A 23,107-nucleotide genomic window follows, 5' to 3' on the forward strand; every position below is an offset into this window, starting at 1 on the left:
ACCGATCCATCAGGTCCGACTGGCCCCACGGGTCCGACTGGGCCCACCAGTCCAACTGATCCGTCCGGGCCAGCGGGACCGACGGGTCCGACCGGCCCTGGAGGTCCGACCGGCCCTGGAGGTCCGACCGGCCCTGGAGGTCCGACCGGCCCTGGAGGTCCGACCGGCCCTGGAGGTCCGACCGGCCCCGGAGGTCCGACCGGCCCCGGAGGTCCGACTGGCCCTGGAGGTCCGACTGGCCCCACTGGCCCGTCGAGCTTCACCGGCACAGTCGCTGGTGTGACTATCGGCGGCAATCCGATCCTTGGTCCGAGCGGTCCAGGAACGCTGATTGACGTCAACGTCACCCCGGGTACCTCGACCAACAACGGCGGCGGTATCGCGGTCGATGTCCTGACGGGTGACGGCAGCCTGGTGAATGTCGCTCTGCCGACGACGACGGCGCAGACGCAGGAGGCGCTTGCCCCGGTCGGCTCGCTGGCGGGTGCCCTGCTGGGCAGCCAGCTTGGGGGCACCGTTACGCAGCTCACCGACGGGCTCTCGCCCACGGTGGCTGCGGTGACCTCCACCGTCAGCCAGGTGACGACGCCGCTGCTTGACACGGTGGATACCGTGCTGGCTCCGGTGATTGGACAGAACGGCCTGCTTGCCCCGGTAACGGGCCAGCTCGGCGGCCTGATCGATGGGATCACCGGCAGCTTGCCCATTGGCGGCGGTGGAACGGTGCCTACGTATACTGGCCCGCTCGTAGGGCTGGACCTTGGTAACAATGTCCTGACGGGCCCCAGCACCAGCGGTACACTTGCCGGTGTCAATCTGCTCTCGGATGGTCCGGGACTGGTTTCGGGGCAGCTGGTGACGGCTGACGTGCTTGCCAACGGCAATGTGCTCGACGTGACACTGCCAACTACTGCGGCTGGTGTTGCTCAGGGCCTTGCCCCGGTGGGCAACCTTGCCGGATCGCTCCTTGGTCAGCAGGTTGGGACTGGCGTCACGCAGGTGACGAACGGTCTGGCTCCCGTGCTGGCTCCCGTGACCGGCGTAGTCGAGGGTGTGGCATCGCCGCTTCTTGGCGCGGTCAACGGAACCCTTGGTCAGGTCGTCGGCGGTGTCGGCGGCGTCACGGATGCAGGAACGGTGCTGGCTCCGGTAACGGGCGTGGTGGGCGGCCTGCTTGGCGGTGTCGGCGGCGTCACGGATGCAGGAACGGTGCTGGCTCCGGTAACGGGCGTGGTGGGCGGCCTGCTTGGCGGTGTCGGCGGCGGCACGGATGCAGGAACGGTGCTGGCTCCGGTAACGGGCGTGGTGGGCGGCCTGCTTGGCGGTGTCGGCAGCGGCGCGGGTACAGGAACGATCCTCGCGCCTGTGACCGGTGCTGTAGGCAGCCTGCTGACGGGGGCTGGTGGCAACACTGGAGCGGGGTCCGTTCTGACCCCCGTGACGGGGGCGGTCAGCGGCCTGCTCGGCGGAACAAGCGGCAGTTCGTCCGGCGCCGGGTCCCTGCTCTCACCCCTAACCGGTCTGCTGGGGGGCAGAACAGCCAACTGAACGAGGCCGGCGTGTCCGCCGCTTTGTTGCCCTCCCCCTGGTTGGACACGCTGTAGCCCGACCTCGGATGACGAGGCGGGGGGAGGGGGTGGTCCTTGCCATGGACCACTCCCTCTTCGCCTTTCGAAATTCGCGGACAGTATTTCCCGAGTAAATGAACAAGGAGAATACCATGACGACTGAAGCCTCACGCCAAGCCCGCGATCTTCTGCGCATGTCACTCAACCTGCTTGACGACGACGAATCGCTGACTGCAGTGGCCATGATCTCCGGTGCGCTAGACCTTCTGGAACGCCGCGCCGAGCCTGCCGCCCTGCGGCCGGCCATGGCCTGGCAGCATCTTTCGCAACTTCAGCCATTGGCCGGCGGCTGCCGCAGCTGTGCCTGATCTGCAACGGTATTTTCCAATACGCAAAACCTCTGTGGAAATAACCGTAGACTGTTATAGATTTGGAAACGAAAAAGAACCTAAGTGATGTTAACTAGCATCGAAAAGAACGAAATTGGTGCGGTGGGAGATATTAGAGAAGGCGGTCGCATGCAGAGCAAACAGGCTCTCGTATTGCTCATCGACGATGTCAGGGAAATCGTCGAAGAGCTGCTGACGTTCATGGAGCTTCACGGCATTCCCGCGGTCGGAGTGTCCGATCTCGACGAGGCTATAGCCGCGCTCGAGGGAAACCCCGCAATCCGCGTGCTGGCTTGCGATGTCCGGCTGGGGCGGGAATCCGGGCTCACGATCGTCTCGCGCATTCGCAATCATACCGTGCTCTGTCAGCGCCCTTTCAACTATATGTTCATTACCGGTGACCCGCTGCTTCAGGATCCGACATTGCAAATGCCCGATCATATGGTTCTGACAAAACCCGTCCAGCCGCAGATATTGATCGACGTCCTGCGCGACATGCTGGGCGAACTTGAAAATTCGACGCAGCAGGGAGACGGTTGACGATGAAACCGAACGAGATCACCCAGCGCGATATCGAGAACTGGACCCGGTGCACGCCTATGAAACAGCAGTGCCATCCGGTGGAGGACATTGCTGCGCGGACGATGTCCGGCGGGATCGACATTAGCGATGCGCACCAGTTGTTCGAAACGATCGCCGCAAAATCCCGCCTTGCCGACCTTGGAGAGCAGTCTTCCGCGCTGGCCCACGAACTGCGCCAGCCGTTGTTCTCGATCTCGGTCGCCAACGAAAATCTGCGCATGATGCTGGGCCGCTGCGATATCACCAAATCGCAGCTCGACAAGGCGATCGCGCGTATCGCGCAGCAGGTCGAACGGGCACAGACCATCATCGAGCGCACTCTGGCTTATGCTTCGGGCAATAGCCGGGGCGCGGTAGGCGCGGACATCGGGCTGGCCGCCAGCAACGCAGTGGAATTCCTGCGACCCTTGTTCGAAGCCGCCAATATCGAGATCGACGATCGCGGTGCCGATGTCCACGCAAGCATTGGCCTGTGCCAGGTCGAGACCGAGCAGGTCTTCGTCAACATCCTGCGCAATGCGGCAGAGAGCATCGAAAGCCGGCGGGAGGGCGGCTGGCAGGGGGCCGGGCACATTGCGATCCGCATTGCCGTGCAGGAGGGAGCCGTGCGCTGTGTCGTTTCCGATAACGGCGCCGGTCTTTCGGGCGATACGGCGCGGGCGGTATTCCAACCGTTCTTTACGACCAAGCCGCGTGTCGGCACCGGCCTGGGCCTGCATATCTGCCGGCAGGTGCTGAAGAAGGCTGGCGGCGTCGTTACCCTGGTGCCTGGAGAAAACGAAGGCGCCCGCGTGGAGATCGAACTGCCTCTGGGCGGCTAATCTTTTTGGGCGGGCAAGTGCGGAGAGGGCAGGTCATAGTCGGCTCCCGTTTCAGCTTCAGATATCGTAGCGGCCAAGCCGGATGATGAACCGCACCGGCTGACGATTGCGCACGAGGCAGCGGAAATCGCTTGCCGCGTCACGTGCGACCTGCTCCACCAGCCATAGTGTGGCTTCATCAATGCGGTGGCTGGGCAGGGGCTTTCCGTCGCTATCCGTGCACTCCACCGTTACCACGACATGGCCCGGCGTCATCGAGGCGTGCAGCAGAACGTCGCCGCGAAGCTTCTTGCCCTCGCTATCCACGAAACTCGCAAAGGCGCTGAGCAGAGAGGCTACCGCCATCATCTCCAGCGCGCCGTGCTGCACAGGCACCAAATGATCCAGCGCGTTGCCGCGCAGGTGGATCGAAACGCCGTGATGGCGCATACTGGACTTCGTGGCGGCCACGGCTCGCTCCAGAGCGCTGCGTACCGTCAGCTGGCCGTCGCCGTCATGGCCGTCACGGCCGAACCAGCGGAACAGGCTGAGAATGGCAGCCGCGCCTTCGGTATGCGAGGCGATCCGCTTTACTCGTTCCTTCAATTGCTGGCGGTTCTCGTCGTCGATATCAAGGCGGCCGATTATGTAATCCATGTTGGCGTTGGCCATCGAGATCACGTTCAGCGGCTGGGCAAGGTCATGCAGCATGCCGCTGGTGATGCGGCCTAGCAGCAGGTCGCGCGTCACTTCGACCAACCCGCCGTCACCCCATGCAAGCAGTCTTGCGTCGACGACCGCAAGGTGGCGGGCAATGCCGGCGCCCACGAACGACGCGCATATCGAGGCGACGACCACGGAGATATTGGCGGCAATGCCCGGCAGAATGAAGTGCAGGCACAGGGCCAGGCTGCCGGACACCATCGCGAGAAGCCAGGACCAGCGCGAAGCCTGCAGGAATGCAGGGGCCAGACGGCGGGGAAAGGACGCCGCGGTGGCTACCATCAGGAGGTCCGCCCAGTACGAAGCGGACTGCATCGCATCGGGTATGAAGAAAAGCCCGGCGACCAAGACCGCCGTTACCCCCAAAGCCAGCGCGGTGCGGTGCAGGACGAACAGGCCACCTGCGGCAGCTGCGCTCAATACGCCGGCACCGGGGGCCTCGGCTGCGGTCAGGCCAAGGATCAGCGCGCATAGCGCGACTGCGGCCGGGTACATCCGTGTGCCGTCCTCCCAGACGCGCACCGGCCCAGTACGTTGAGAATAAGGAATTATGAGCTTGCACTCCCGCGTGCGGCGATGGGGATGTTGTAGCGAAGCCTGAATTCTTCAGCTGGTTTGTTCATTCCCGCGCTTCCTCTATCTAGGCACGCTAACCGCGCCAATCGTGCGACAAGCCACGAACGGCCATTTGGCTCCCGATGGCGATGCGCAAAACTGGGCCGTGTCGAGGAAGAGATACTACGAATCCCCGGGACACCAGGCCCAGTTCCACGGCGCCCATTTCCTGTCGACGGCATTGCACAAACTGCACTTCCTATTGCCTTGGTACTGGAGGCAAGTCACGAAAAGAACCGATACGAAGGTGACTGGTAAGGCCCCCAAGTGGCTGCGTGCCAAGCCTTGGGAGGGTGTTGGGTAGTGGCCGGTTAACCGGTGCTAGTGGCGGAATACTCAGTAAAAACCCCTTGCCCCGGCGATGCCTTCGCATCGGCTTCTTCTCAATGACTACGAGAATCCGAGGCGCGCTATCATTCAGACATCAAGACGAACTTGTCCCGGCAAGGAACGGTTCGGCGAAATTTCGGGACGCGGGGCAGCGTTTCCGGTTTGCGTAAGCGCAATGGCAAAGGGGAATTGCATGCGCCTGGGTTCGAAAGCGAAACTCACGATCGGAGTCGGACTTGTGGCAGCGGCCACGTTCGGTTTCCTCGGTGTTCGCGAACTTGGCAGATCATCGACTACGAAGGCCAGTCCGGTGAGCGTGCTCGCCGGAAAGCCAGTTGAGGCTAACGGGATCGTTCTTGCGACGACCACCCGCGCCGTGAAGATCGGCGAGACGATCACGGCCGACATGATCCGCAACACTGCCTTCGATCCGGTGAAGTTTCCGGCGGCGGCAACGCCCGCCGAAGTAATTGGGCGGGTGGCCACGCGCGCCATCGCCGCAAACACCCTGATCCCGCGCGAGGCGCTGCAGCAGGAAAGCAAACTGGCGATCCGGGTGCCCGTGGGTATGCGGGCAATCAGCATCGACACTACGGCGGAAATCGCCGTAGCCGGTATGGTGCGCCCCGGTGACAAGGTGGACGTGCAGGTGGTCTATCCCGGCGAGGACGCGATCAGCGGCGCGCGGGGCAATGGCCGTAGCCGCGCCAAGACCCTGCTTCAGCTGGTCTCGGTTTTGGCGGTGGGCGACCTTGTGCTGGGCACCCCGGTCAAGGAGGGGGTGGCCGACACGGTGTCCGCACCGCCACCCACACCGGCGCGCACGGTCACGCTGGCGCTGTCTCCTCAGCAGGTCTCCGAACTCTCGCTCGCGAAGAGCACCGGCGCGCTGTACCTTTCGCTGCGCAACCCAGAGGACGCGCAGGAGGTGGACTCCGCGCAGATCGCCAGTTCGCCCGAACCCACACCGCGCGCCGTAGCGGCCGCTGCGCCTGTGCCCGCCATGATGGCGGCGCAGCGCATGGCGCCGCCGCCTGCCGCGCCGGCCCCGCGCCGTGCTCCGGCGCCGCACGCGATCGAACTGGTTGTGGGCGGCAATCGCGAAGTCATCTATTCCGGGAGTGGTTCGCGATGAAGGTCTTGATGGCAAAAGGCCCGATCGTTGCGGGGCTTCTCGCGCTGGCCGCACCTGCGGTGCTGGCGCCGAGTATCGCGGCTGCGCAGGAAGGGCGCGCGCTGCAAGTTGATGAAGCACGCACGCTGTCCTTCTCCCGCGCCATCGGGCGCGTCGAGGTCAGCCGCGAAAATGTGATCTCGGTTTCCGCGCCGTCCACCCGTTCGCTGCGCATCACCGGCCTCGGCGCGGGGCAGGCTACGCTCAGCGTCTATGCGCCGGACGGATCGCTGATCGAGGAGGGCCAGATCCAGGTCGACCCGGCGCCTCCGTCGTTTTCCAATGGCTCTGGACCGCTGCGGGCGGGCGAGAAGGTGGTCGCGGTTGACCTTCAGTTTGCTGCGGTTTCGTCCTCCACACTCAAGGCGCTGGGCTTCAGCTTCTCCAAGCTCTCCGGCGATTTGCAGGGGGCGGTGGTTTCGCCCAGCAGCCTGAACTCGTACAGCTTCGGCGGATCGGGCCTGTCCGTTAACGCCTCGGCGCCGATCCAGAGCGCCTTCAACTTGTTCCTTTCGGCTCCGAACCGGGGCATCGGCGCTGTCCTGAGCGCGCTGTCGACCAACGGGCTTTCGCAGCTTCTGGCGCAGCCGACGCTGCTGGTGCGGTCCGGCGCGCAGGCCGAGTTCCTGGCCGGCGGCGAAGTTCCGGTGCCGGTTCCGCAGTCCAATGGCGGCACGGGCAATTCGATTTCTATCGAGTACAAGAAGTTCGGCGTAAGCCTGAAGGTAAGACCTTTCGTTCTGTCTGAGAACAATATCGTCCTCGAGATCGAACCCGAGGTGAGCGAACTGGACTACAGCAACGGTGTCCAGTTGCAGGGTTACGTGGTGCCGGGTTTCCGCAATCGCTCCGCCAAGACCACGGTCGAACTGGGTAGCGGGCAGAGCTTCGTGATTGCCGGCCTCAACTACACGAATTCCTCGGTCACGAAGGACAAGGTGCCGTTCCTGGGCGATATTCCGGTGCTGGGAGCCTTCTTCAAGCGTCAGCAGAACCAGAAGGAACGGCAGGAACTGATCATCGTCGCCACGCCGCGTCTGGTGGAACCGGAAGCGGTGCGCCCGGTACTGGCGGACAACATGAAGACACTCGATCCGGGCGTGGGGCAGATGATCGTGGGCAACGACGGTGTGGAACAGGCGACAAAGTCCTTTGGCGTGGTGAGGCGCTGACATGGTTCGTATCCATCTTCTCTCGATCGACCGCGCGCTGGCCCAGCGCATCACCGACGCCATGGGCGCGCATGTCTCGGTCGACATGGCGCAGTCCCTGGACGACGCGACGTTCGACGGCCCCGGCATAGTCGTCATCGATCATGCCTCGATCCCGGCCGAACGCTCGATGGCCTCGGTCATCGGCGAGGTCTCGCAGGCCGCTCCCGGCCGGGCCGTGGTGCTCGCCACCGAGGACATGTACGCTGTGCACGTCCTTCAGGCGATCCGTTCCGGCGCGACCGACGTGATGCCGCGCGGGGCCGTCGCCGCCGAAGTGAGCGAGATCCTTTCGCGCGTACTCAATTCCGCGCTCGCCAGCCAGGGCCGCCTTGGCCGGCTGACACTGGTGCTGGGAACCGACCGCGACGCGACTGCCATGCTCGCCACCGACATGGCGCTGGCGCACAGCCTCGACGGCCCGCCGACCTTGCTGATCGATTGCACCCTGCCGTCCAGCACGGCCGAAGCCTATCTCGACCTCAAGGTGGACTACGGCCTCGCCTCCGCCATCACCGATATCGACCGGATGGACGCCAGCCTGCTGGGCGACGCTCTGGCGCGCCATGAACGCAGCGGGCTGACCGTTTTGACTCTCGACGGCGGCACGGGCGCGGAGCCGGTAGGGATCGGCCCGTCCGACATCGTCGGGCTGGTGCAACTGCTGCGGGCCAGCTGCGCGAATGTCGTGCTGTGCGGCGGGTCGCTGCGCAACGGCGGCCTGCTCCGGGAACTCGCTTCGCAGGCACAGAGCATCGAGGTGGTCTGCAGCCAGTCGATCCGCGAGCTGGACTCCTGTCGCCGCCTGCTCGACCGCATCGCGCTCGATACGGCCAGCGCGCAGCGCCTGCGACTGCTGGTATGGGATCACGATCCGCGCATCCTCCTCGACGGTCGGCGCATGGCGGATGCGCTGGATATCGACACGGTGCTGGGCGTGCCCACAGACCGGGTGCGTATGCGCAATGCCCTCAACGCCGGGCGACCGATGATGATCGAGCGCGACGGCGGCCAATATGCGCAGGCGATCCGCCGGGCCTGCGGCATCTCTGCGTCGACGAAGAGCAACAATTTCGGCATCGAAAAGATGCGCAAGGCCATCCTGCGGTCGGTGGAGCGCACCGCATGAGCCTGCTGACAAACGAGTTCGAGCCCGAGGGTCGCAACCCGGGAGATGCCGATTCCAGGCGAAAGGCGCCCATCGCCCAGCCGTCAGCTCAAAGAATGAGCGACAGCTACCAGGCGGTCAAGGCACAGACCTGCCGCCAGGTGATCGAGCAGCTCGAAGCGCAGGGTGCCACTGCCGAGGCGCTCGACAAGCGCACCCTGCGCACCGAAATCGAACAGGTCATCAACAGCCGCAGCCGGCGCGGCCAGCTCGCGCTCAACAGCGCCGAGCGGCTGCTGCTGATCGAGGATGTCGAGGACGAAGTGGTAGGCCTCGGCCCGCTGGCGCCGCTGCTGCGCGATGCCAGTGTCGACGACATCATCGTCAACGGCGCCAATACGATCTATGCCGAACGCGGCGGGGTCCTGCAGCGGGTCGAGACGCGTTTTCGCGACGATGCGCACCTGATGAACATAATCCAGCGCATCGTCGGCCCGATCGGACGCCGCGTGGATGAGGCAACGCCTTATGTCGACGCGCGCCTGCCGGATGGTTCGCGCGTGAACATCGTCATCCCGCCGATCGCGCTCGACGGGCCGCTGGTGTCGATCCGCAAGTTTCGCCTTCAGGCGCTGAGCGTCGAGGACTGCGTGAACAGCGGGACGATGAGCCAGGCGATGGCGGCGTTCCTCACGGCTGCCGTGCGATCGCGCCTGAACATCCTGATCTGCGGCGGCACCGGCGCCGGCAAGTCCACCCTGCTCAATGTTCTGTCGAGCTGCATCAGCAACTCGGAACGCCTTGTCACGATCGAGGATGCGGCGGAACTTCAGCTGCGCCAGGACCATGTCGTGCGGCTGGAAACGCGGCCGCCCAACGTCGACGGCAGCCGCGAAGTCAGCGCCCGCGATCTTGTGCGCAACGCACTGCGCATGCGCCCCGACCGCATCATCCTGGGCGAAGTCCGCGGCGTCGAGGCGGTGGAAATGCTGCAGGCGATGTCGACCGGCCACGATGGCTCGATGGCCACGCTGCACGCCAATACCCCGCGCGATGCCCTTTCGCGTCTGGAGATGCTGCTCGGTTTTGCCGGTGCGCAGAACGACGTGCGCGCGGTACGCCGCTTCGTCGCCAATTCCATCCACGCCATCGTCAACATCCAGCGCCTGTCGAACGGTTCGCGCCGCATCACCTCGATTGCCGAAGTCACCGGCGTCGAAGGCGAAGCCTATACCCTGAACGAGCTGTTCCATTTCGAGGAGCACCCGCCGCTGTCCGGCGAGGGCCTGTTCCGCACGATGTCGCCGCGACCCTACCATGCCGCGCGCCTGCGCGATTACGCCCCGCCCGCGGTGAGCGCCGCCGGTAGCGGGAAGGAGGGCACTGCATGGTAAAGGGCATCGCCTATCTGCTGCTGGCGTTCCTGCTGCTGGGCGTGATGGCCTACAGTTGGTTCTCCGAGCGCGCGCGGGGCCGCGTGACGCTCGACCGGCGGCTTGAGGCGATCTCCACGCCGGGCACTGCGCCGGTGCGCCAGATCATGGCCGTTACCGTGCCCGAACGGATCGCGCCGCTTCTGGCGCAGGCGCAAATCGAACTGACCGTTCCCACTTTGCAGATGATCATCGGGGCAGGGCTGATTCTGGCGCTACTCCTGCTGCTGTTCGCTGGTCCGGCAGTTGCCCTGATCGCGCTGGTGGGTATTCCGATGATGGCGCTTTCGTGGCTGCAAGGCCGTGCCCGCAAGCGGGTCGAGGCGCTGACGGATGCGATGCCTTTGTACCTCGATGGCGTGCGCCAGTTGCAGTCGGTGGGCAATTCGCTGTCGCAGGCGCTGGAGCGCGCGCTCGCGGATTCGCCCGATGCGCTCAAAAGCTATTTCGCGCAGACCGCCCGGCGGCTTGCCATGGGGGCGCCCGTGGCCGAGACGATGCAGCAGCTGGCCGATCGTCTGCAGATCCCCGAGGTCTCGATGCTTGCGGCCGCGATCCGCACCAACCTGCGCTACGGCGGCTCGATCGCAACGGTGTTCAACAACCTCGCCAATATCCTGCGCGAGCGTATCCGCATTCGCCGCGAACTTTCCGCCGCAACGTCTGAAGCCAGGGTCAGCGCGAAAGTGCTTATCGGCATGCCGCTTATTTCGATGGCGCTGCTGGTGGCCATGAACCGAAACTACATCCAGTTCTTCATCCACGATCCACGCGGGCACACGATGTCGATGGTGGCGATCGGCCTCGAAGTTCTGGGCATCCTGATCATTCGCCGCATGTTAAGGCCTTCGTTCTGATGCAGGGACTGTTCGCCTTCCTTTCGTTCGGCTTGGCCATGGGGGGCTTGCTGCTTGCGGCGGCGGGGGTGCGCTGGTTGCAGGTCGATGCGCGGCTGGGCGCCCGGATCGAAGGGCAGGCCGTGCGGGCGGGCAGTGCTGCGGGGCGGAGCCGTTCCGCGCCGCGCCTGCCGCAGGTGTTCATCGCACGCGGGCGCGACCGCAGCGAAATCGAGCTGAAACTGCGCAGCGCCGGGTATTTCGAACCCAACGCGATCGAGGTCTTCGTCTGGCTGCGCCTGGGCGCCGCCGCGTTGGTGGCGGTCGCTTCGCTGCTCACATGCTGGGCGGTTACCGGCAATCCCTTCAAGCCCTTGTTCCCTACTTTTGCGCTGCCGGGTCTCACCTATATCGGCGCGAAGTACGTGTTGCATATGCGGGCCAATGCGCGCGAGCAGGTGCTGACGGCCGAGTTTCCTTTCCTCCTCGACCTCATGCTGATGATGCTCGAAAGCGGCGTCTCGCTGGACCAGTGCTTCCGCGGCATTGCTCGCGACGAGCGCGTGGCGGTGCCCAATCATGCGCGGCTGGTGGCGATGCTGGTCGACGATCTCGATCGCGGGCAGGACTACCAGATCGCCTTCGACCGCTGGGCTACGCGCGTGGGGGTGCAAGGTTCGCGCGAACTGGCGGCGCTGTTCCGCCAGTCGCTGTTCCAGGGCATGGAGCTGGTTCCGGCCCTACGCGAATTCATCCGCGAGTTCTCGCAGCGACGTGTCGCCCGCGCACGCGAGCAGATCGGCAAGATCACCGTGCGCATGGTGGTGCTGATGCTGGTCTTCTTCATGCCGGCGCTGTTCATCGTCCTGGCCGGACCGCCGGTTGCCGCCATTCTCGACACTTTGCGGAGTACCGCACGATGAGGCGCCTTGTCTTGCTTGCAATGGCCATGTCCATGCCGATGGCGGGCGCGGGTTCCGCGATCGCGGCTGACGCATCGGGGCAGGGGGCGCTGGAAGGGTCGACGCGGGGGCTGTACATCTCGCTCATCCGGCAGGCGCGGACCGATGGGCGTCCGCGCGCCGCGATTGCGTATCTCGACGATTTCGACCGCCAGCATCCCGACGACCGCGAGGCGCAATTGCTGCGCGTCAATTGCCTGCTCGACCTGGGCCAGGTGACGGCCGCACGCACTGCCCTGTCGCGAATCCCATCCAGCGACCGTAGCGGCGCGGCCCAGGCGATGCGCGGTCACGTTTTTGCGGCGGAGGGCAACTGGAGGCAAGCGGCGGTGCAATATGCTGCAGCTTTGCAGGTCAGTCCCGCCGATGCCTTCATCGCCAATGCGCTGGGCTATGCCTGGCTTCGCGCCGGGCAGTCCGCGCAAGCGGTGGAGACCCTGCGCGGGGCCTACGATCTTGCGCCTGACGATGCTGTTGTGCGCAACAATCTGATGCTCGCCCTGACCGTCACCGGCAGGCTGGCCGAAGCCGATGGCCTGCTTTCGAAGGTTGCCGACATCAGGGAAAAAGCGCGGCTGCGTCAGCAAGTGGCGGGCGAGGCAGCACGCCTTGCGGTGGCGGGAGGCGGCACCGTGTCGCTGGGCTCATGATCGAAGGGCGCACCCGGAAGCGGTGGCTGCGCCGCTTACGTGAACTTGCGCGGGACGACAGCGGTGTTGTCGGACCGATGATCGCCGTGCTTGGTGTTTCGCTGCTGGCGGCGGCGGGTCTCGCGCTCGACGTTGCGCTCTATTATTCGGGCAATCGAGACTTGCGCTCCGCCACCGAGGCGGCCGCGCTCGCCGCCGCAATGGACCCGGCGCACGCGCAGTCCCGTGCGGTCGATTACCTGACGCGCAATGGCTATGACGCTTCCGTGCTCAAGACGGTCGAGGTTGGCTATTACTGCGCCAATATCGATCGTGCTTCGGGCTCGCGCTTTGTCGCGGCGGGTTCGCCGGACGTTGCCAGCTGCCCCGGCAGTTCGGTGAACAATGCGGTGCGGCTGACGACGGGCAAGGACAGCCGCCAGTTCCTGTCGGGCACATTGGGTAGCGCCAGCCCCATCCCCCAGCTTGGCGCAACGGCCAGCGCCGCACGGGTCGACGAGGCGGGGATCGCTGTCACCTCGGGCCTGTTGACGGTCACAAATACCCTGGTCAACTCGGTCAACGAACTGCTCGGCGCGCTGCTGGGCATCAAGCTGCTGCTGTCCACCGCCGACATCGAGGCGCTGATGGGCGGCAATGTCGACGCCGGCCGCTTCTTCGACGCGCTCGCGAAGCGCGCCGGCCAGAGCGGCACGTACCAGCAGCTTATCGAGGGCACTTACGGCATTCAGGACATCGCCTATGCCGCCGCCGATGCGACTTATGCGGGCAACACCGTCACTGCCGCCGCCACCGCGACTGCCCTGCGCTCGTTCGGCACGGCGGCGGGCAATGGCTACCGCGTGCCTCTTGCCGGGCTGTTCGGGCTGGGCGTGTGGAAGAACATGCCGGTCGGCGGGACCGAAGTGCGGCCAGGCCTGCGCGCCGGGCTCAATGCCTATCAGCTGATCTCCTATGCCGTGCAGGGCGGCCCCGGCGCGATCGATGCGTCGGACCTTGTCAGCCTGGTCGTGCCCAACAGCGTCGTGGCGATCCGGGCCGTCGGCACCGGACTGGCGGACCGTCCGCGCTTCGCTTTCGGCCCCGCCGGAGAAACGACGGTCGGCACTTCCATGCTGCGTCTCCAGGTCGATGTGCAGGTGGTGAACCTGAATTTGCTGAATGTCGTGGGCGCAAAAGCGCAGGTGCCGCTGGTTATCGATGTGGATGCAGCGCAGGCCACCATCGCCAAGATCGATTGTGCGGGCAAAACTGAACAGAGTAGCCAAACTACAGTCACTTTGGCTGCAAATTCCGGCCTTGTGAATGTTTATCTTGGCAAGCTCGTTAACGCAAATGCAATGACTAAACCCGTACCAATACTCACGAGTTCAGACTTTGAGTATACAGATATACTTAGGACAAGCCTCCTGGGAATCGAGTTGGCCGCGATACAAGGCAAAGCCGTGGTGCAACCTGTAATTGGTGCGAGCAATAATAACATTACTTTTGTACCGGACCCAAACCAGACCTTCGATCCTGCACAGCCGATCTCGTTCGGCGGCGGGGTGGTTGTAGGCAACAGGCTGCAGGTTGGCGCGACGTTGCAGGGTTTGACCAAAGATTTGAAGCTCAAGGCATGTACGATATTGGTGGGCTGCATCGTGAATACGGATGCGCAGGCATTGTCGAATGTTCTGAGCGTGGTGAACACCGTTGGCGGCGTGCTGGGAAACACTACCGACCCGCTGCTCGACAATATCCTGGCCGCGCTCGGTGTCGAACTGGGCCATGCCACAGTCTGGGTAAGCGGCGCGCGGTGCGGTGTGCCGGTGCTGATCTAAGGTTTCAATGGCGCCATCGGGCTTCCCTCCTGCCTGGTGATGGCCTCTGTCGAAATGGAGGATTTGGGGAGTGAATACTATGATGACTTCAATTCAGAAGCTTATGATCCGTCTCCGCAGCGATGAGCGCGGCCTGACGGCAGTCGAATACGCCGTGCTTGGCGCAATTGTTGTGGCAGCCATTGGTGCAGTAGGGGCGGCTTTCCGCTCGTCACTTATCGCTGCCTTCGCCCGTATTTTCACGGCCACTTGAAAGGGAGCAGCGGTGATGCGCAAGTCAGCAAGGAATCTGTTCCAACTGCTGAAGTGCGAGCAGGGCATCGCAGCGCTGGAATTCGTCTTTCTGGCTCCGGCGCTGCTGGCCCTTGTCTTTTCGATCATCGTCTATTCGATCTACTTCACCGCCGTGATCGGCGTGCGTCAGGCCGCCGCCGAAGGGGCCCGGGCCGCTGTCGCCGGCCTCTCCAGCACCGAGCGCGTCTCGCTTGCGCAGGCGCGCGCGATGGAGGTGATCACCAATTACGGCGCCATGCTGGGCGGTGGCCACCAGCCGGTGATTACTGCCGGTGCGGGCACTACTACCGGCACTTTTCAGGTACAGGTGAGCTATGACATGAGCGGCAGCCCGATCATGCGCTACGGTAACTTCATTCCGCTTCCATCAAGCAACGTCCAGGCCAGCGTCGTGGTCACCAACGGAGGCTACTGACGTGGATGCCGCAGGATATTTCTACCTGGCCCTGCTGGTTCTGGTGTTGATACCCGTCGTGATACTGCCATGGGAAGGGCATACGCCCCCGGACTGGCTCTACATCGTGCTGGCGGCCTGCGGGCTGACCGGGGCGATGCTGCTGGGCGGGCTTCCGGCGCTTGCGCTATCGTGCGCTGCGGGGCTGGGATGCCTTGTCTTGGCCGGCGGCGCGGTCACCTTGTTGCGGATGCGGACCCGGCTGCGGATACTCACCGGCGGGCAGATAAAGCTGCTATCCGCGGGTTCTACGTGGCTCGGTGTAAATGGGGCCTTGGCAATGGTGGTCGTAGCGCTATTCACTCTATTTGTGATCGCCGCGTTTCAGCGGGCAGGTGCTGTCAGGCGCCGGCCCGATGCTTCGGCGATCGTGGCAATGGCCATTGTTTCGGTCGCCATGCAACAACATCTGCCTGGATTGTGATATAGGTGTTCGCAAACATACTATGACGGGACGATGCGATGCCTAAGAACTGGCGAACCCGACTAGGGTCGATTCTTGGACCCAATGCCTCGGAAGACAATGATTTCGGTGCGGAATATGCAGTCGAACGTGCAGCCTCGGCGGAATTGCCAAAGGCGACGGAAGCAGGAGCATTCCAGTCCGTCGAACCGGTACTCATCGTCGACGACGATGCCGACTGGGGCAAGGAATGCGCTTTCAGCCTGCGCCAGATGGGCTACGAGCCCTTCGTGGCGACCAGCGCCGACGAGGCGCTGGCCCTGTTTGTCGACCACGACATCTCCATCGCCATCGTCGATTACAACCTGCCCGGGCTCGATGGCATCACCCTGATCCAGGAAATGGCGCAGCAGGCCGAGGCGGAGGGGCGCCAGCTGCGCTTCATCATGGCCACCGGCTATGCGACAAAGGACGTCGCGATCGACGCGATGCGGGCCTCGGCGATCGACTTTCTGGAAAAGCCGATCAGCCAGTCCGACCTGCGCCGCGCGCTGCAGCGTATTCGCGGGCTGGCGCCCGCACCGGGCGCGCGCAAAGTTCTGATCGACAAGATTTCCAATCTCAGCACCGAACTGCAGCGCCTTGCCCATTTGATGGACGAGCCGGGTCGCTCCTCGGCGCCGGCGGAGGCGCCGGTGCCATCCGTTTCCTCGCCGCTGCCGGGCGGACCGGTCACGCCGGAGCAGTTGACCGTGTTCATCCGCGATCAGCTCCGCCGGGAAACCAAGCGGCGCGCGATCGGCGGCGGAGAACTGTTCGGCGACCCGGCCTGGGCGATGATGCTGGACCTGTTGCTGGCGAAGATCGAAAAGCGTCAGGTTTCGGTATCGAGCGCCTGCATCGCGTCGGGCGCGCCGATGAGCACCGCGCTGAGGCTGGTGCGCCGCCTTGTCGACGAAGAGGTGCTGTGCCGCCTGCCCGACGAACACGATCGGCGGCGCCATTTCCTGGCGATCAATCCCAAATGCGAGAAGCCGCTGGTGGATTACCTCACGGAGCAGGTACGCCAGCGCGGCTGATGCCGGCTCTCGGCGGGATGCTCGCAGATCGTTTGAAAAATGCGCAGAAGAGCGCATTTTGAAGGCGGCACCAGCCCACTCGCCCACCCGGCCACCCAACGGCAGTATTCTATGGGTGGCCGGGTGGGGGAGTGGGCTGGTGCGGCAAAATGGGCAAAGCCCATTCTCAAACGGTCTCTCGGGCGTCGTTGAGTTTACGCCCGAGTGTTACGCGGTTGTTCCAGCGTTATCTCACCCCCCTGGCGACGCCGTGAAGCATGACGGACACAGCGTCCGTCATGCTTCTGCTGGCAGTCAGGGGGCGATCATGCCCGTCATGCGATGGTTGGGATGATGCCGCCTTCAACTCGAACCGAAGCGCCGTTGGTGACAGCGCCGAGCGGGCTGGCGAGCAGGGCCACCTGTGCGGCGATCTCGTCTGCTTCGATCAGGCGGCGGATCAGCGAAAGCGGGCGCAGCTTGGTGAAGAACTCCTTCTCGCGCTCGGCCTCGGGGGCGTCCTTGTTTTCGACGACCGAGCGGATGAATTCGACAATCCCTTCCGAGCGGGTCGGGCCGGGCAGGACCGAGTTCACCGTCACCCCGGTGCCGCGCGTCTGCTCGGCAAGGCCGCGGGCGATCGCGAGCTGGGCGGTCTTGGTCATGCCGTAGTGGATCATCTCGCCGGGGATCACGAGCCCGCTTTCGCTGGCGATGAAGATCACGCGGCCCCAGTCCCTGGCGAGCATCCGGGGGAAGTAGTGGCGGGCCAGGCGCGCGCCGCTGACGACGTTGACCTCGAAAAAGCGGTGCCAGTCCTCGTCGGAAATCTCGGTGAAGGGCTTGGCCTCGTAAATGCCCAGGTTATTGACCAGAATGTCGACATCCGGAACCGCCGCGATCAGCGCAGCGGCGCCTTCGGCCGTCGCGGGATCGGCAAGGACGGCGCGCACCTTGCCGCCTTGCGCAGCCTTGGCAGCGACCTTGACGGCGGCTTCGTCGAGCTTGTGCCGGTTACGGCCCGAAATGACCACGTCGACGCCTTCGCCAACAAGGCGCTCGGCGATGGCAAGGCCGATGCCGGCGGTCGATCCGGTAACGAGAGCGGTCTTGCCGGTGAGTTTCAAATCCATGAGATAAAGTCCTTCACGATGTTGCCCGCGAATGTAGGACGCAGTGGTATTGATGAACAGCCAGCGCGAGGGCATCTTAGAAGTGATTCAAAATCACGGATGCGACGATATATGGATAACCGCTTCGGTGAAATGCAGATCTTCCTCGCCGTCGCGCAAAGCGGCAGCTTTGCCGGTGCGGCCCGGGCGCTGCGGCTTACCCCGTCGGCGGTCAGCCGCGCCATCGCCCGGCTGGAGGCGCGGCTGGGGGCGCAGTTGGTGTCTCGCACCACGCGGGCGCTGGCGCTGACGGCGGAAGGCGAACTCTACCGCGAGCGCGTGGCCGGGCTCGTCGCCGAGATCGACGAAGTGGAGCGCGGCTTCGCGCGCGCTGACGAAGCGCCCCGGGGGCCTTTGCGGATCAACGCTTCGGTGCCGTTCGGAACCCAGTGCCTGCTGCCGATCCTGCCGCTATTCCAGGCGCTTCACCCCGGCGTGACGCTGGATTTGGCGCTGTCGGACACGCTGGTCGATCTGGTGGAGGAGCGGGCGGATATCGCCATCCGCATAGGTCCGCTACGCGATACCGGGCTCAAGGCGAAGAAGCTGGGGCGCAGCGCGATGGCCGTGGTCGCCAGCCCTGCCTATCTGCGGGAACGAGGCGAGCCCGTCCATCCGCGTGAACTGGCGCAGCACGCATGTCTGCGCTTCAGCTTCCGCCGTTCGGTAGACACATGGCCGTTCCTCGTCGAAGGAACGCTTGTTCACCGGCCGATAGACGGCGTGTTCATGGGCAATTCGGGCGAAGTGGTGCGGATGATGGCGGCAGCCGGCGGCGGTATTGCCCGGCTGGGCCGGTTCCACGTTGCCGCCGATCTTGCTTCGGGCCGGTTGGTCGAGATCCTGCGCGACTGCAATCCGGGCGACCACGAGGACATCCACGCGCTTTATGCGGGGCACCAGCGGCTGGCATCGCGGATCAGGGCGTTTCTGGACTTTCTTGACGCGCACCTGAGGCTACCGGGCGCGCCGCCGAAGATCAGCGAGCGGGCCGGTCCGCGCGCCAGTTGATGATGGCGATGGCCAGCCATGCCCCCATGCTGACTTCGCCGATCCAGACGATCGTGCCCAGCGCCGGGCCGAGCATCCAGCCTTCCAGCGCCCAGCAGAGCGCGATGAGCAGCCAGCCGGCGATCCGGGCAAGCCTGGCACGGGCCTCGGGCACGGTGCGGCCGACAAGGTCGCGCTGATGGCGCTTCATCGACAGCGCAAGCATCAGGAACGCCGCGCAGGCCAGCGCTATGGCAAGGGTGTGGATCACTGGCTCACCGCCTTGCGCGAAGTCCGGCGGAGCGGGGCCGCCGCCTTTTTCGCCCGGTGCTGCGCCACTTTGCCAGCCGCGTGCAGGAAGCAGGCCGCCAGCGCGATCATCACCAGATCGAACGCTATGAACAGCCAGTCGCCATTGGTGATACTGGCGGCGAACCCGCGCGAAGTGGTCAGAGCATTGACTACCGGCACCGCCGCAAAGCAGGCCCCGGCGAGGGCCAGCGTCTCGGTCCATGCCCGTCCGGCGGGGCGCACCATGCCCCACAGGCCCACGGCGAGCCAGGCGAGGAACAGGCTGTCGATCTCGCGGTCTGGCCGCTGGGCAAGATCTGCGGGAAGCAGGCGATTGGCGAGGAAATAGACGGCGATGCCGGTGGCAAGGCCGGGGATCGCAGCGATGTTCAGCCGTTCAACAAGACGGAAGCCGAAGTGCGGCCGCGCCGGATCGGGGAGGCGGGCGCGGCGTTTGACGGTCCAGAGCACCAGTCCGCTGCCGACCATGACGGTGCCGCCGATGCCGCTCAGGAAATACAGCCAGCGCAGGCCCCACTGGGCGAAGCGCCCCGTGTGCAGGCCGATCATCACGCTTTCCGTCGCCAGCGCCGCGCCGCTGGCGGTGTGAGCGGCCAGATCCTTGCCGGTGGCGCCTGCGAAGGCGGCCGTCTCTCCGCGCGCGGCAATGGCAGCGCCGGGCGACCGGGTGAACAGGACGCGGGCCGTCGCATCGCCGGGGTTCGTCACGCTGATATAACCCACCTGTTTGCCGCCCCATCCGGCAGAGGCCGCGCGCATCAGCGGCGCAAGATCGACGAGCGGCTGGGCCCTGCCGCTGCGTTCGGCCGCCGGTTCGCGGCCGAAAACCTGCTCCTGAAATACCGACGGCGAGGCATAGTTCGCGGCGATGCCCCAGGGCATGTACATCGAGGCCAGCGTGACCAATCCGGTAAAGGTGATCATCAGGTGGAAAGGCAGTGCGATCACGGCGGTCACATTATGCGCGTCCAGCCAGCTTCTCTGCCCCTTGCCGAAGCGTAGCATGAAAAAATCGGCGAAGATCTTCTTGTGGGTGACGATGCCCGAAAGGATCGCCGTAAGCATGAACATCGCCGCGATACCCACGAGGTAGCGCGCCCACAGCACCGGCATATAGTGAAGGTCGAAATGGAAGCGGTAGAGGAAGAAGCCGCCGCTGGTTTCGCGCACGGTGATCGCGCGGCCTGCCTGGTCCAGCACAGCGGAGGTTTCGCCGCGTTTACCGCGTGTCCCGTCGCCGGGTTGCCAGTAAACCTGGGTGGTGGCGCTGCGGCCGTTCGGCAGGGTGATATACCAACTGATCGCATCGGGGGCGACTTTGTTCAAGTATCTCACAGCGCCTTGGGCGGACGCTTCAGGATCGGCGCTGCCGGTTACTTCCGGCTGCATCCAGCGGGTGATCTCGTCCTGGAAATAGGCTGCGGTGCCGGTGGCGAACATCGCGAAGAGCAACCAGCCAAGCAGCAGCCCGCTCCACGTGTGGAACAGCGCCATGGATTGACGCAGGCTGTCCTTCACAGTCGTCCTCCCGATGTCAGGGAAAGCCACAGGCCTGCGCCCAGGACGGCGCCCGAACCGATCATCCAGAGCCACAGCTTAAGGGCCGATCTCACGCCGAACGCCACAAGCGCCAGCACCGAGAACATCACGAAGGAGGCCAGCATCGCCGCCACGCTGGCATTGGCCGGATCGACGCCCAGCCCGCGCCACAGCAGGCGGGCGAGGGTCGCGGTCGCGAGGGACGTCAGCAGATAGTTGGCCGGGATCGCCGCGAGCAACCGCGCTGCCACGTCTGTCCGGCCGGCCGGAATTCGTCCCACACCCTGCGCTTTTCCTGCCATCGCCGCTATGCCGACCAGGACCGGCGGCGCGGCGATGATGCGCGTGGGCGCAATTGGGTGCGGGGTAGCAGGCGCAACGGCATCTCGTTTTCTGACGGGCATCGCACGCTATTGCGAGGCACTCTCAATTATTGTCGCTAAGGCGCGCGTCGGTGGTTGTCAATGATCGGCGTGGCTTGTGCAGGGGCGGGTAGGTCCCCGCCATGGGCTGTTTGCCGGAAATCAGGGCTCTTTGAATGCGCGGGAGGCGGAATCCGCCCGCAGCGTTCCGAATAGCAGGGCATCTTATGTGCGCGGCTTATAATACGGATTACATCACGATCTCATGCGCTGCGATTGCCGTGCGGCTGATGCAATAACTCCCTATTTTCCTCGTTTACACGGCAACTTGGTGAACAGCCATCCTGGCGCACGTCCGCCGCGTCATCGCGGTCCCGGTGAGGTCACGGCGCTGCTTTGATCTGGGTTGGGCGAATCAGGTCCTGTGCGAATAGGCGTAGCAAGCAGCGAAGCGAGGCGAGAAGGCCGGATTTTCTCGCGGTATGCCTCATGCAGCGCGACCGGCGGCACCCTTGTGCAAAATGGCGGCCATTTACGATTGAATGAAAACGTCACTCATTTGTGTTCATATAAAAAATCTCGTGAAATGATAGCGTTGAGGTCTTTCTATATGGGGGGTCGCGATGGCTGGCTTGCAATCGCCTGCGAATCGGTCATTGTAATGAAAACGACACTCATTCGGGCGTTCAAGGGGTTCACAATGGTCTCGAAGCGTTTTGCCCTCATGGCTGGCGGCTCCAGTCTCGCGATGGATACTGCACTGTGAACGCTGCCCTGCAGCCGCCCCGCGCGATTTGAGAATGGGCGGCGCGGCATCGTTCTCCTCCCGGACGCTGCGCCGCCTTCACTCCCGCCCTTCGCGAGCGCAAGCGCGAGGGGCGGGAGCATGACCCTTTCATCAGGTGAGACCGCCATGCCCGACGCAGATCTGCCCACCGACCTGTTCGACCTTGCCGAAGCCATCGCCGCAGGAGACGTCAGCGCCGAGATGGCCGTCAATGCCGCCATCGCCAAGGCGCAGACGTGGGAGCATCTGGGCGCCTTCGTCGCGATCGAGGCCGAAGCGGCGCTGGAGCAGGCGCGTGACTGCGACCGTGAACGGGCGCGCGGCAGGCTTCGCGGGTCGCTTCACGGGGTGCCGCTGGCGCACAAGGACATGTTCTTCCGCGCCGGAATACCGACCGAGGCGGGTTCGCTGATCTGGCGCGGCCATCTGCCGCGCGAAACCTCGCCGCTCGTTTCGCGGCTGGAGGCAGCGGGCGCGATCACCATCGGGCGGCTGCACATGGCCGAATTCGCTATGGGCCCCACCGGGCACAACGCGCACCTGGGGCGCTGCGGCAATCCCTGGAACGCCGAGGCTATTTCGGGCGGCTCGTCGTCGGGCTCGGGGGCTGCGGTCGGCGCGCGGATCGTCACGGGGGCGCTGGGCTCGGATACGGGCGGATCGGTTCGCCTGCCAGCCGCGTTCTGCGGCGTGGTGGGGCTCAAGCCCACCAACGGGCTGCTGCCGGGAACCGCGATGATGCCGCTGTCGCACACGCTCGACACCGCCGGGCCGCTGGCCACGTCGAGCCGTTCGCTGGCCCGGCTCATGACGGTTCTTACCGCGTCGGGCCACGATTACGAGGCTGGTCTTGCCGCCGGCTGCGATGGCCTCACCATCGGCGTGCCTACCCGCTATTTCACCGAAGACCTGCACCCCGAAGTCGCCGCGGCCTTCGCCGCCGCGCGCGCGGTGTTCGAACGACTGGGCGCGAAAGTGGTCGATGTCGCCATCCCCGACCATTCGGGCTACCCGGAAATAGCGGCGCGGATATGGGCGCCCGAAGCCGCCGCCTTCCACGCCCGCCACCTTGCCGAACGTCCCCGGGATTTCGGTGAACAAGTGCGCAACCGCCTGACGGCGGGCGCTGCCGTGGCGCCGCAGGACTATCTGGCGGCGCTGGGCCGGCGAAAGTCCGCGCAGTCGGATATGCTGTCCGGCCCCTTCGCCCAGGTGGACCTCCTGTTGACACCCGCCGCGCGAATGCCGGTGCCGCTGGCCGATGAAGTCGGTGCGACAGGCGGCGCGGCGATGCAGGCGATGATCGGCGAACTGTCCGCGCTGACACGCACGATCTCGATGCTGGGTTTCCCCGCGCTGGTGACGCCTATGGGCTTCGACACGCGCGGCCTGCCACTGGCGCTGCAACTGATCGGCCCTCCGAAGGCCGAACAGTATCTGCTGTGCGGAGGTTTCGCCTACGAGCAGGCGACGGACTGGCTCGGCCGTGTACCTTCCGCTTTTCCTTCTCTCCCTTAACCTCTCTTCCCAGG

General features: G+C 64.8%; 23 protein-coding genes. 18 read left to right on the forward strand and 5 right to left on the reverse strand.

The genetic code is table 11. The annotated features are described in order from the left end of the window. The first annotated feature begins 279 nt into the window (after positions 1 to 279). The 4 genes from V474_RS22015 to V474_RS22030 all read left to right on the forward strand — a co-directional run bounded on the left by V474_RS22015 (position 280) and on the right by V474_RS22030 (position 3,360). Positions 280 to 1,548, forward strand: a complete 1,269-nt coding sequence (locus V474_RS22015) for a hypothetical protein (RefSeq protein WP_059153372.1) — start codon at positions 280 to 282, stop codon at positions 1,546 to 1,548. Between the two features lie 172 nt (positions 1,549 to 1,720). Next, positions 1,721 to 1,936 (forward strand): hypothetical protein, encoded by a 216-nt coding sequence (locus tag V474_RS22020; protein WP_148649513.1) that lies wholly within the window; start codon positions 1,721 to 1,723, stop codon positions 1,934 to 1,936. A 150-nt stretch (positions 1,937 to 2,086) separates the two neighbouring features. Then, positions 2,087 to 2,497 carry a response regulator gene (locus tag V474_RS22025; protein ID WP_059153374.1) on the forward strand — a complete coding sequence of 137 codons (411 nt, stop codon included), beginning with the start codon at positions 2,087 to 2,089 and terminating at the stop codon, positions 2,495 to 2,497. 2 nt (positions 2,498 to 2,499) lie between these two features. Continuing rightward, positions 2,500 to 3,360, forward strand: coding sequence for a sensor histidine kinase (locus tag V474_RS22030; protein ID WP_059153375.1), 861 nt, complete (start codon positions 2,500 to 2,502; stop codon positions 3,358 to 3,360). Between the two features lie 57 nt (positions 3,361 to 3,417). Here V474_RS22030 and V474_RS22035 read toward each other — a convergent pair whose 3' ends face one another. Further along, a complete protein-coding gene (locus tag V474_RS22035; protein WP_236711389.1) occupies positions 3,418 to 4,557 on the reverse strand; it encodes a sensor histidine kinase in 1,140 nt (379 codons plus the stop codon). Between the two features lie 643 nt (positions 4,558 to 5,200). On the opposite strand from V474_RS22035, the gene cpaB reads away from it, so the two are divergent. The 12 genes from cpaB (at position 5,201) to V474_RS22095 (ending at position 16,434) form a co-directional block, all read left to right on the forward strand. Continuing rightward, positions 5,201 to 6,142, forward strand: coding sequence for a Flp pilus assembly protein CpaB (gene cpaB, locus V474_RS22040; RefSeq protein ID WP_059153376.1), 942 nt, complete (start codon positions 5,201 to 5,203; stop codon positions 6,140 to 6,142). Then, entirely contained in the window at positions 6,139 to 7,353 is a 1,215-nt protein-coding gene (locus V474_RS22045; protein ID WP_059153377.1) for a type II and III secretion system protein family protein, read from the forward strand. The genes cpaB and V474_RS22045 overlap by 4 nt, the downstream gene beginning before the upstream one ends. Position 7,354: 1 nt before the next feature. Next, complete coding sequence (locus tag V474_RS22050) at positions 7,355 to 8,521, forward strand: AAA family ATPase (RefSeq protein ID WP_059153378.1); 1,167 nt, start codon at positions 7,355 to 7,357, stop codon at positions 8,519 to 8,521. Continuing rightward, entirely contained in the window at positions 8,518 to 9,894 is a 1,377-nt protein-coding gene (locus tag V474_RS22055) for a CpaF family protein (protein WP_059153379.1), read from the forward strand. Before V474_RS22050 ends, V474_RS22055 begins: the two co-directional genes overlap by 4 nt. Continuing rightward, positions 9,888 to 10,790, forward strand: a complete 903-nt coding sequence (locus V474_RS22060; RefSeq protein ID WP_059153380.1) for a type II secretion system F family protein — start codon at positions 9,888 to 9,890, stop codon at positions 10,788 to 10,790. The genes V474_RS22055 and V474_RS22060 overlap by 7 nt, the downstream gene beginning before the upstream one ends. Beyond that, a complete protein-coding gene (locus V474_RS22065) occupies positions 10,790 to 11,692 on the forward strand; it encodes a type II secretion system F family protein (protein ID WP_082699966.1) in 903 nt (300 codons plus the stop codon). Before V474_RS22060 ends, V474_RS22065 begins: the two co-directional genes overlap by 1 nt. A 26-nt stretch (positions 11,693 to 11,718) precedes the next feature. After that, positions 11,719 to 12,381, forward strand: a complete 663-nt coding sequence (locus V474_RS22070) for a tetratricopeptide repeat protein (RefSeq protein ID WP_236711390.1) — start codon at positions 11,719 to 11,721, stop codon at positions 12,379 to 12,381. Beyond that, the gene (locus tag V474_RS22075) at positions 12,378 to 14,204 is read left to right on the forward strand and encodes a TadG family pilus assembly protein (protein WP_059153381.1); all 1,827 of its coding nucleotides are present in this window, start codon (positions 12,378 to 12,380) and stop codon (positions 14,202 to 14,204) included. Before V474_RS22070 ends, V474_RS22075 begins: the two co-directional genes overlap by 4 nt. A gap of 79 nt (positions 14,205 to 14,283) precedes the next feature. After that, positions 14,284 to 14,457 (forward strand): Flp family type IVb pilin, encoded by a 174-nt coding sequence (locus V474_RS22080; RefSeq protein WP_059153382.1) that lies wholly within the window; start codon positions 14,284 to 14,286, stop codon positions 14,455 to 14,457. A gap of 15 nt (positions 14,458 to 14,472) precedes the next feature. After that, positions 14,473 to 14,913 (forward strand): TadE/TadG family type IV pilus assembly protein, encoded by a 441-nt coding sequence (locus V474_RS22085; protein ID WP_059153383.1) that lies wholly within the window; start codon positions 14,473 to 14,475, stop codon positions 14,911 to 14,913. Between the two features lies 1 nt (position 14,914). Next, positions 14,915 to 15,376, forward strand: coding sequence for a hypothetical protein (locus V474_RS22090; protein WP_059153384.1), 462 nt, complete (start codon positions 14,915 to 14,917; stop codon positions 15,374 to 15,376). A gap of 38 nt (positions 15,377 to 15,414) precedes the next feature. Continuing rightward, positions 15,415 to 16,434: a response regulator gene (locus V474_RS22095; protein ID WP_059153385.1), complete on the forward strand. Its 1,020-nt coding sequence runs from the start codon at positions 15,415 to 15,417 to the stop codon at positions 16,432 to 16,434. 314 nt (positions 16,435 to 16,748) lie between these two features. On the opposite strand, the gene V474_RS22100 is transcribed toward V474_RS22095, so the two are convergent. Next, positions 16,749 to 17,546 carry an SDR family NAD(P)-dependent oxidoreductase gene (locus tag V474_RS22100; RefSeq protein WP_059153434.1) on the reverse strand — a complete coding sequence of 266 codons (798 nt, stop codon included), beginning with the start codon at positions 17,544 to 17,546 and terminating at the stop codon, positions 16,749 to 16,751. A 111-nt stretch (positions 17,547 to 17,657) separates the two neighbouring features. Here V474_RS22100 and V474_RS22105 point away from each other — a divergent pair, with 111 nt between their 5' ends. Next, on the forward strand, positions 17,658 to 18,596 hold the full coding sequence (locus V474_RS22105) for a LysR family transcriptional regulator (RefSeq protein WP_059153386.1): 939 nt from the start codon (positions 17,658 to 17,660) through the stop codon (positions 18,594 to 18,596). On the opposite strand, the gene V474_RS22110 is transcribed toward V474_RS22105, so the two are convergent. The 3 genes from V474_RS22110 to V474_RS22120 are packed head-to-tail and all read right to left on the reverse strand — an operon-like array spanning position 18,565 to position 20,830. Further along, the gene (locus tag V474_RS22110; protein ID WP_059153387.1) at positions 18,565 to 18,846 is read right to left on the reverse strand and encodes a DUF3325 domain-containing protein; all 282 of its coding nucleotides are present in this window, start codon (positions 18,844 to 18,846) and stop codon (positions 18,565 to 18,567) included. The two genes, V474_RS22105 and V474_RS22110, sit on opposite strands and share 32 nt — an antisense overlap. Continuing rightward, on the reverse strand, positions 18,843 to 20,405 hold the full coding sequence (locus tag V474_RS22115; protein ID WP_059153388.1) for a PepSY-associated TM helix domain-containing protein: 1,563 nt from the start codon (positions 20,403 to 20,405) through the stop codon (positions 18,843 to 18,845). The genes V474_RS22110 and V474_RS22115 overlap by 4 nt, the downstream gene beginning before the upstream one ends. Beyond that, positions 20,402 to 20,830 carry a hypothetical protein gene (locus V474_RS22120; protein WP_236711391.1) on the reverse strand — a complete coding sequence of 143 codons (429 nt, stop codon included), beginning with the start codon at positions 20,828 to 20,830 and terminating at the stop codon, positions 20,402 to 20,404. The genes V474_RS22115 and V474_RS22120 overlap by 4 nt, the downstream gene beginning before the upstream one ends. A gap of 844 nt (positions 20,831 to 21,674) precedes the next feature. Between V474_RS22120 and V474_RS22125 the strand changes: the two genes are divergently transcribed. Beyond that, on the forward strand, positions 21,675 to 23,093 hold the full coding sequence (locus V474_RS22125) for an amidase (protein WP_236711392.1): 1,419 nt from the start codon (positions 21,675 to 21,677) through the stop codon (positions 23,091 to 23,093). The last annotated feature ends 14 nt before the right edge of the window (positions 23,094 to 23,107 follow it).

It is taken from the genome of Novosphingobium barchaimii LL02, from assembly GCF_001046635.1.
Lineage (GTDB): Bacteria > Pseudomonadota > Alphaproteobacteria > Sphingomonadales > Sphingomonadaceae > Novosphingobium > Novosphingobium barchaimii.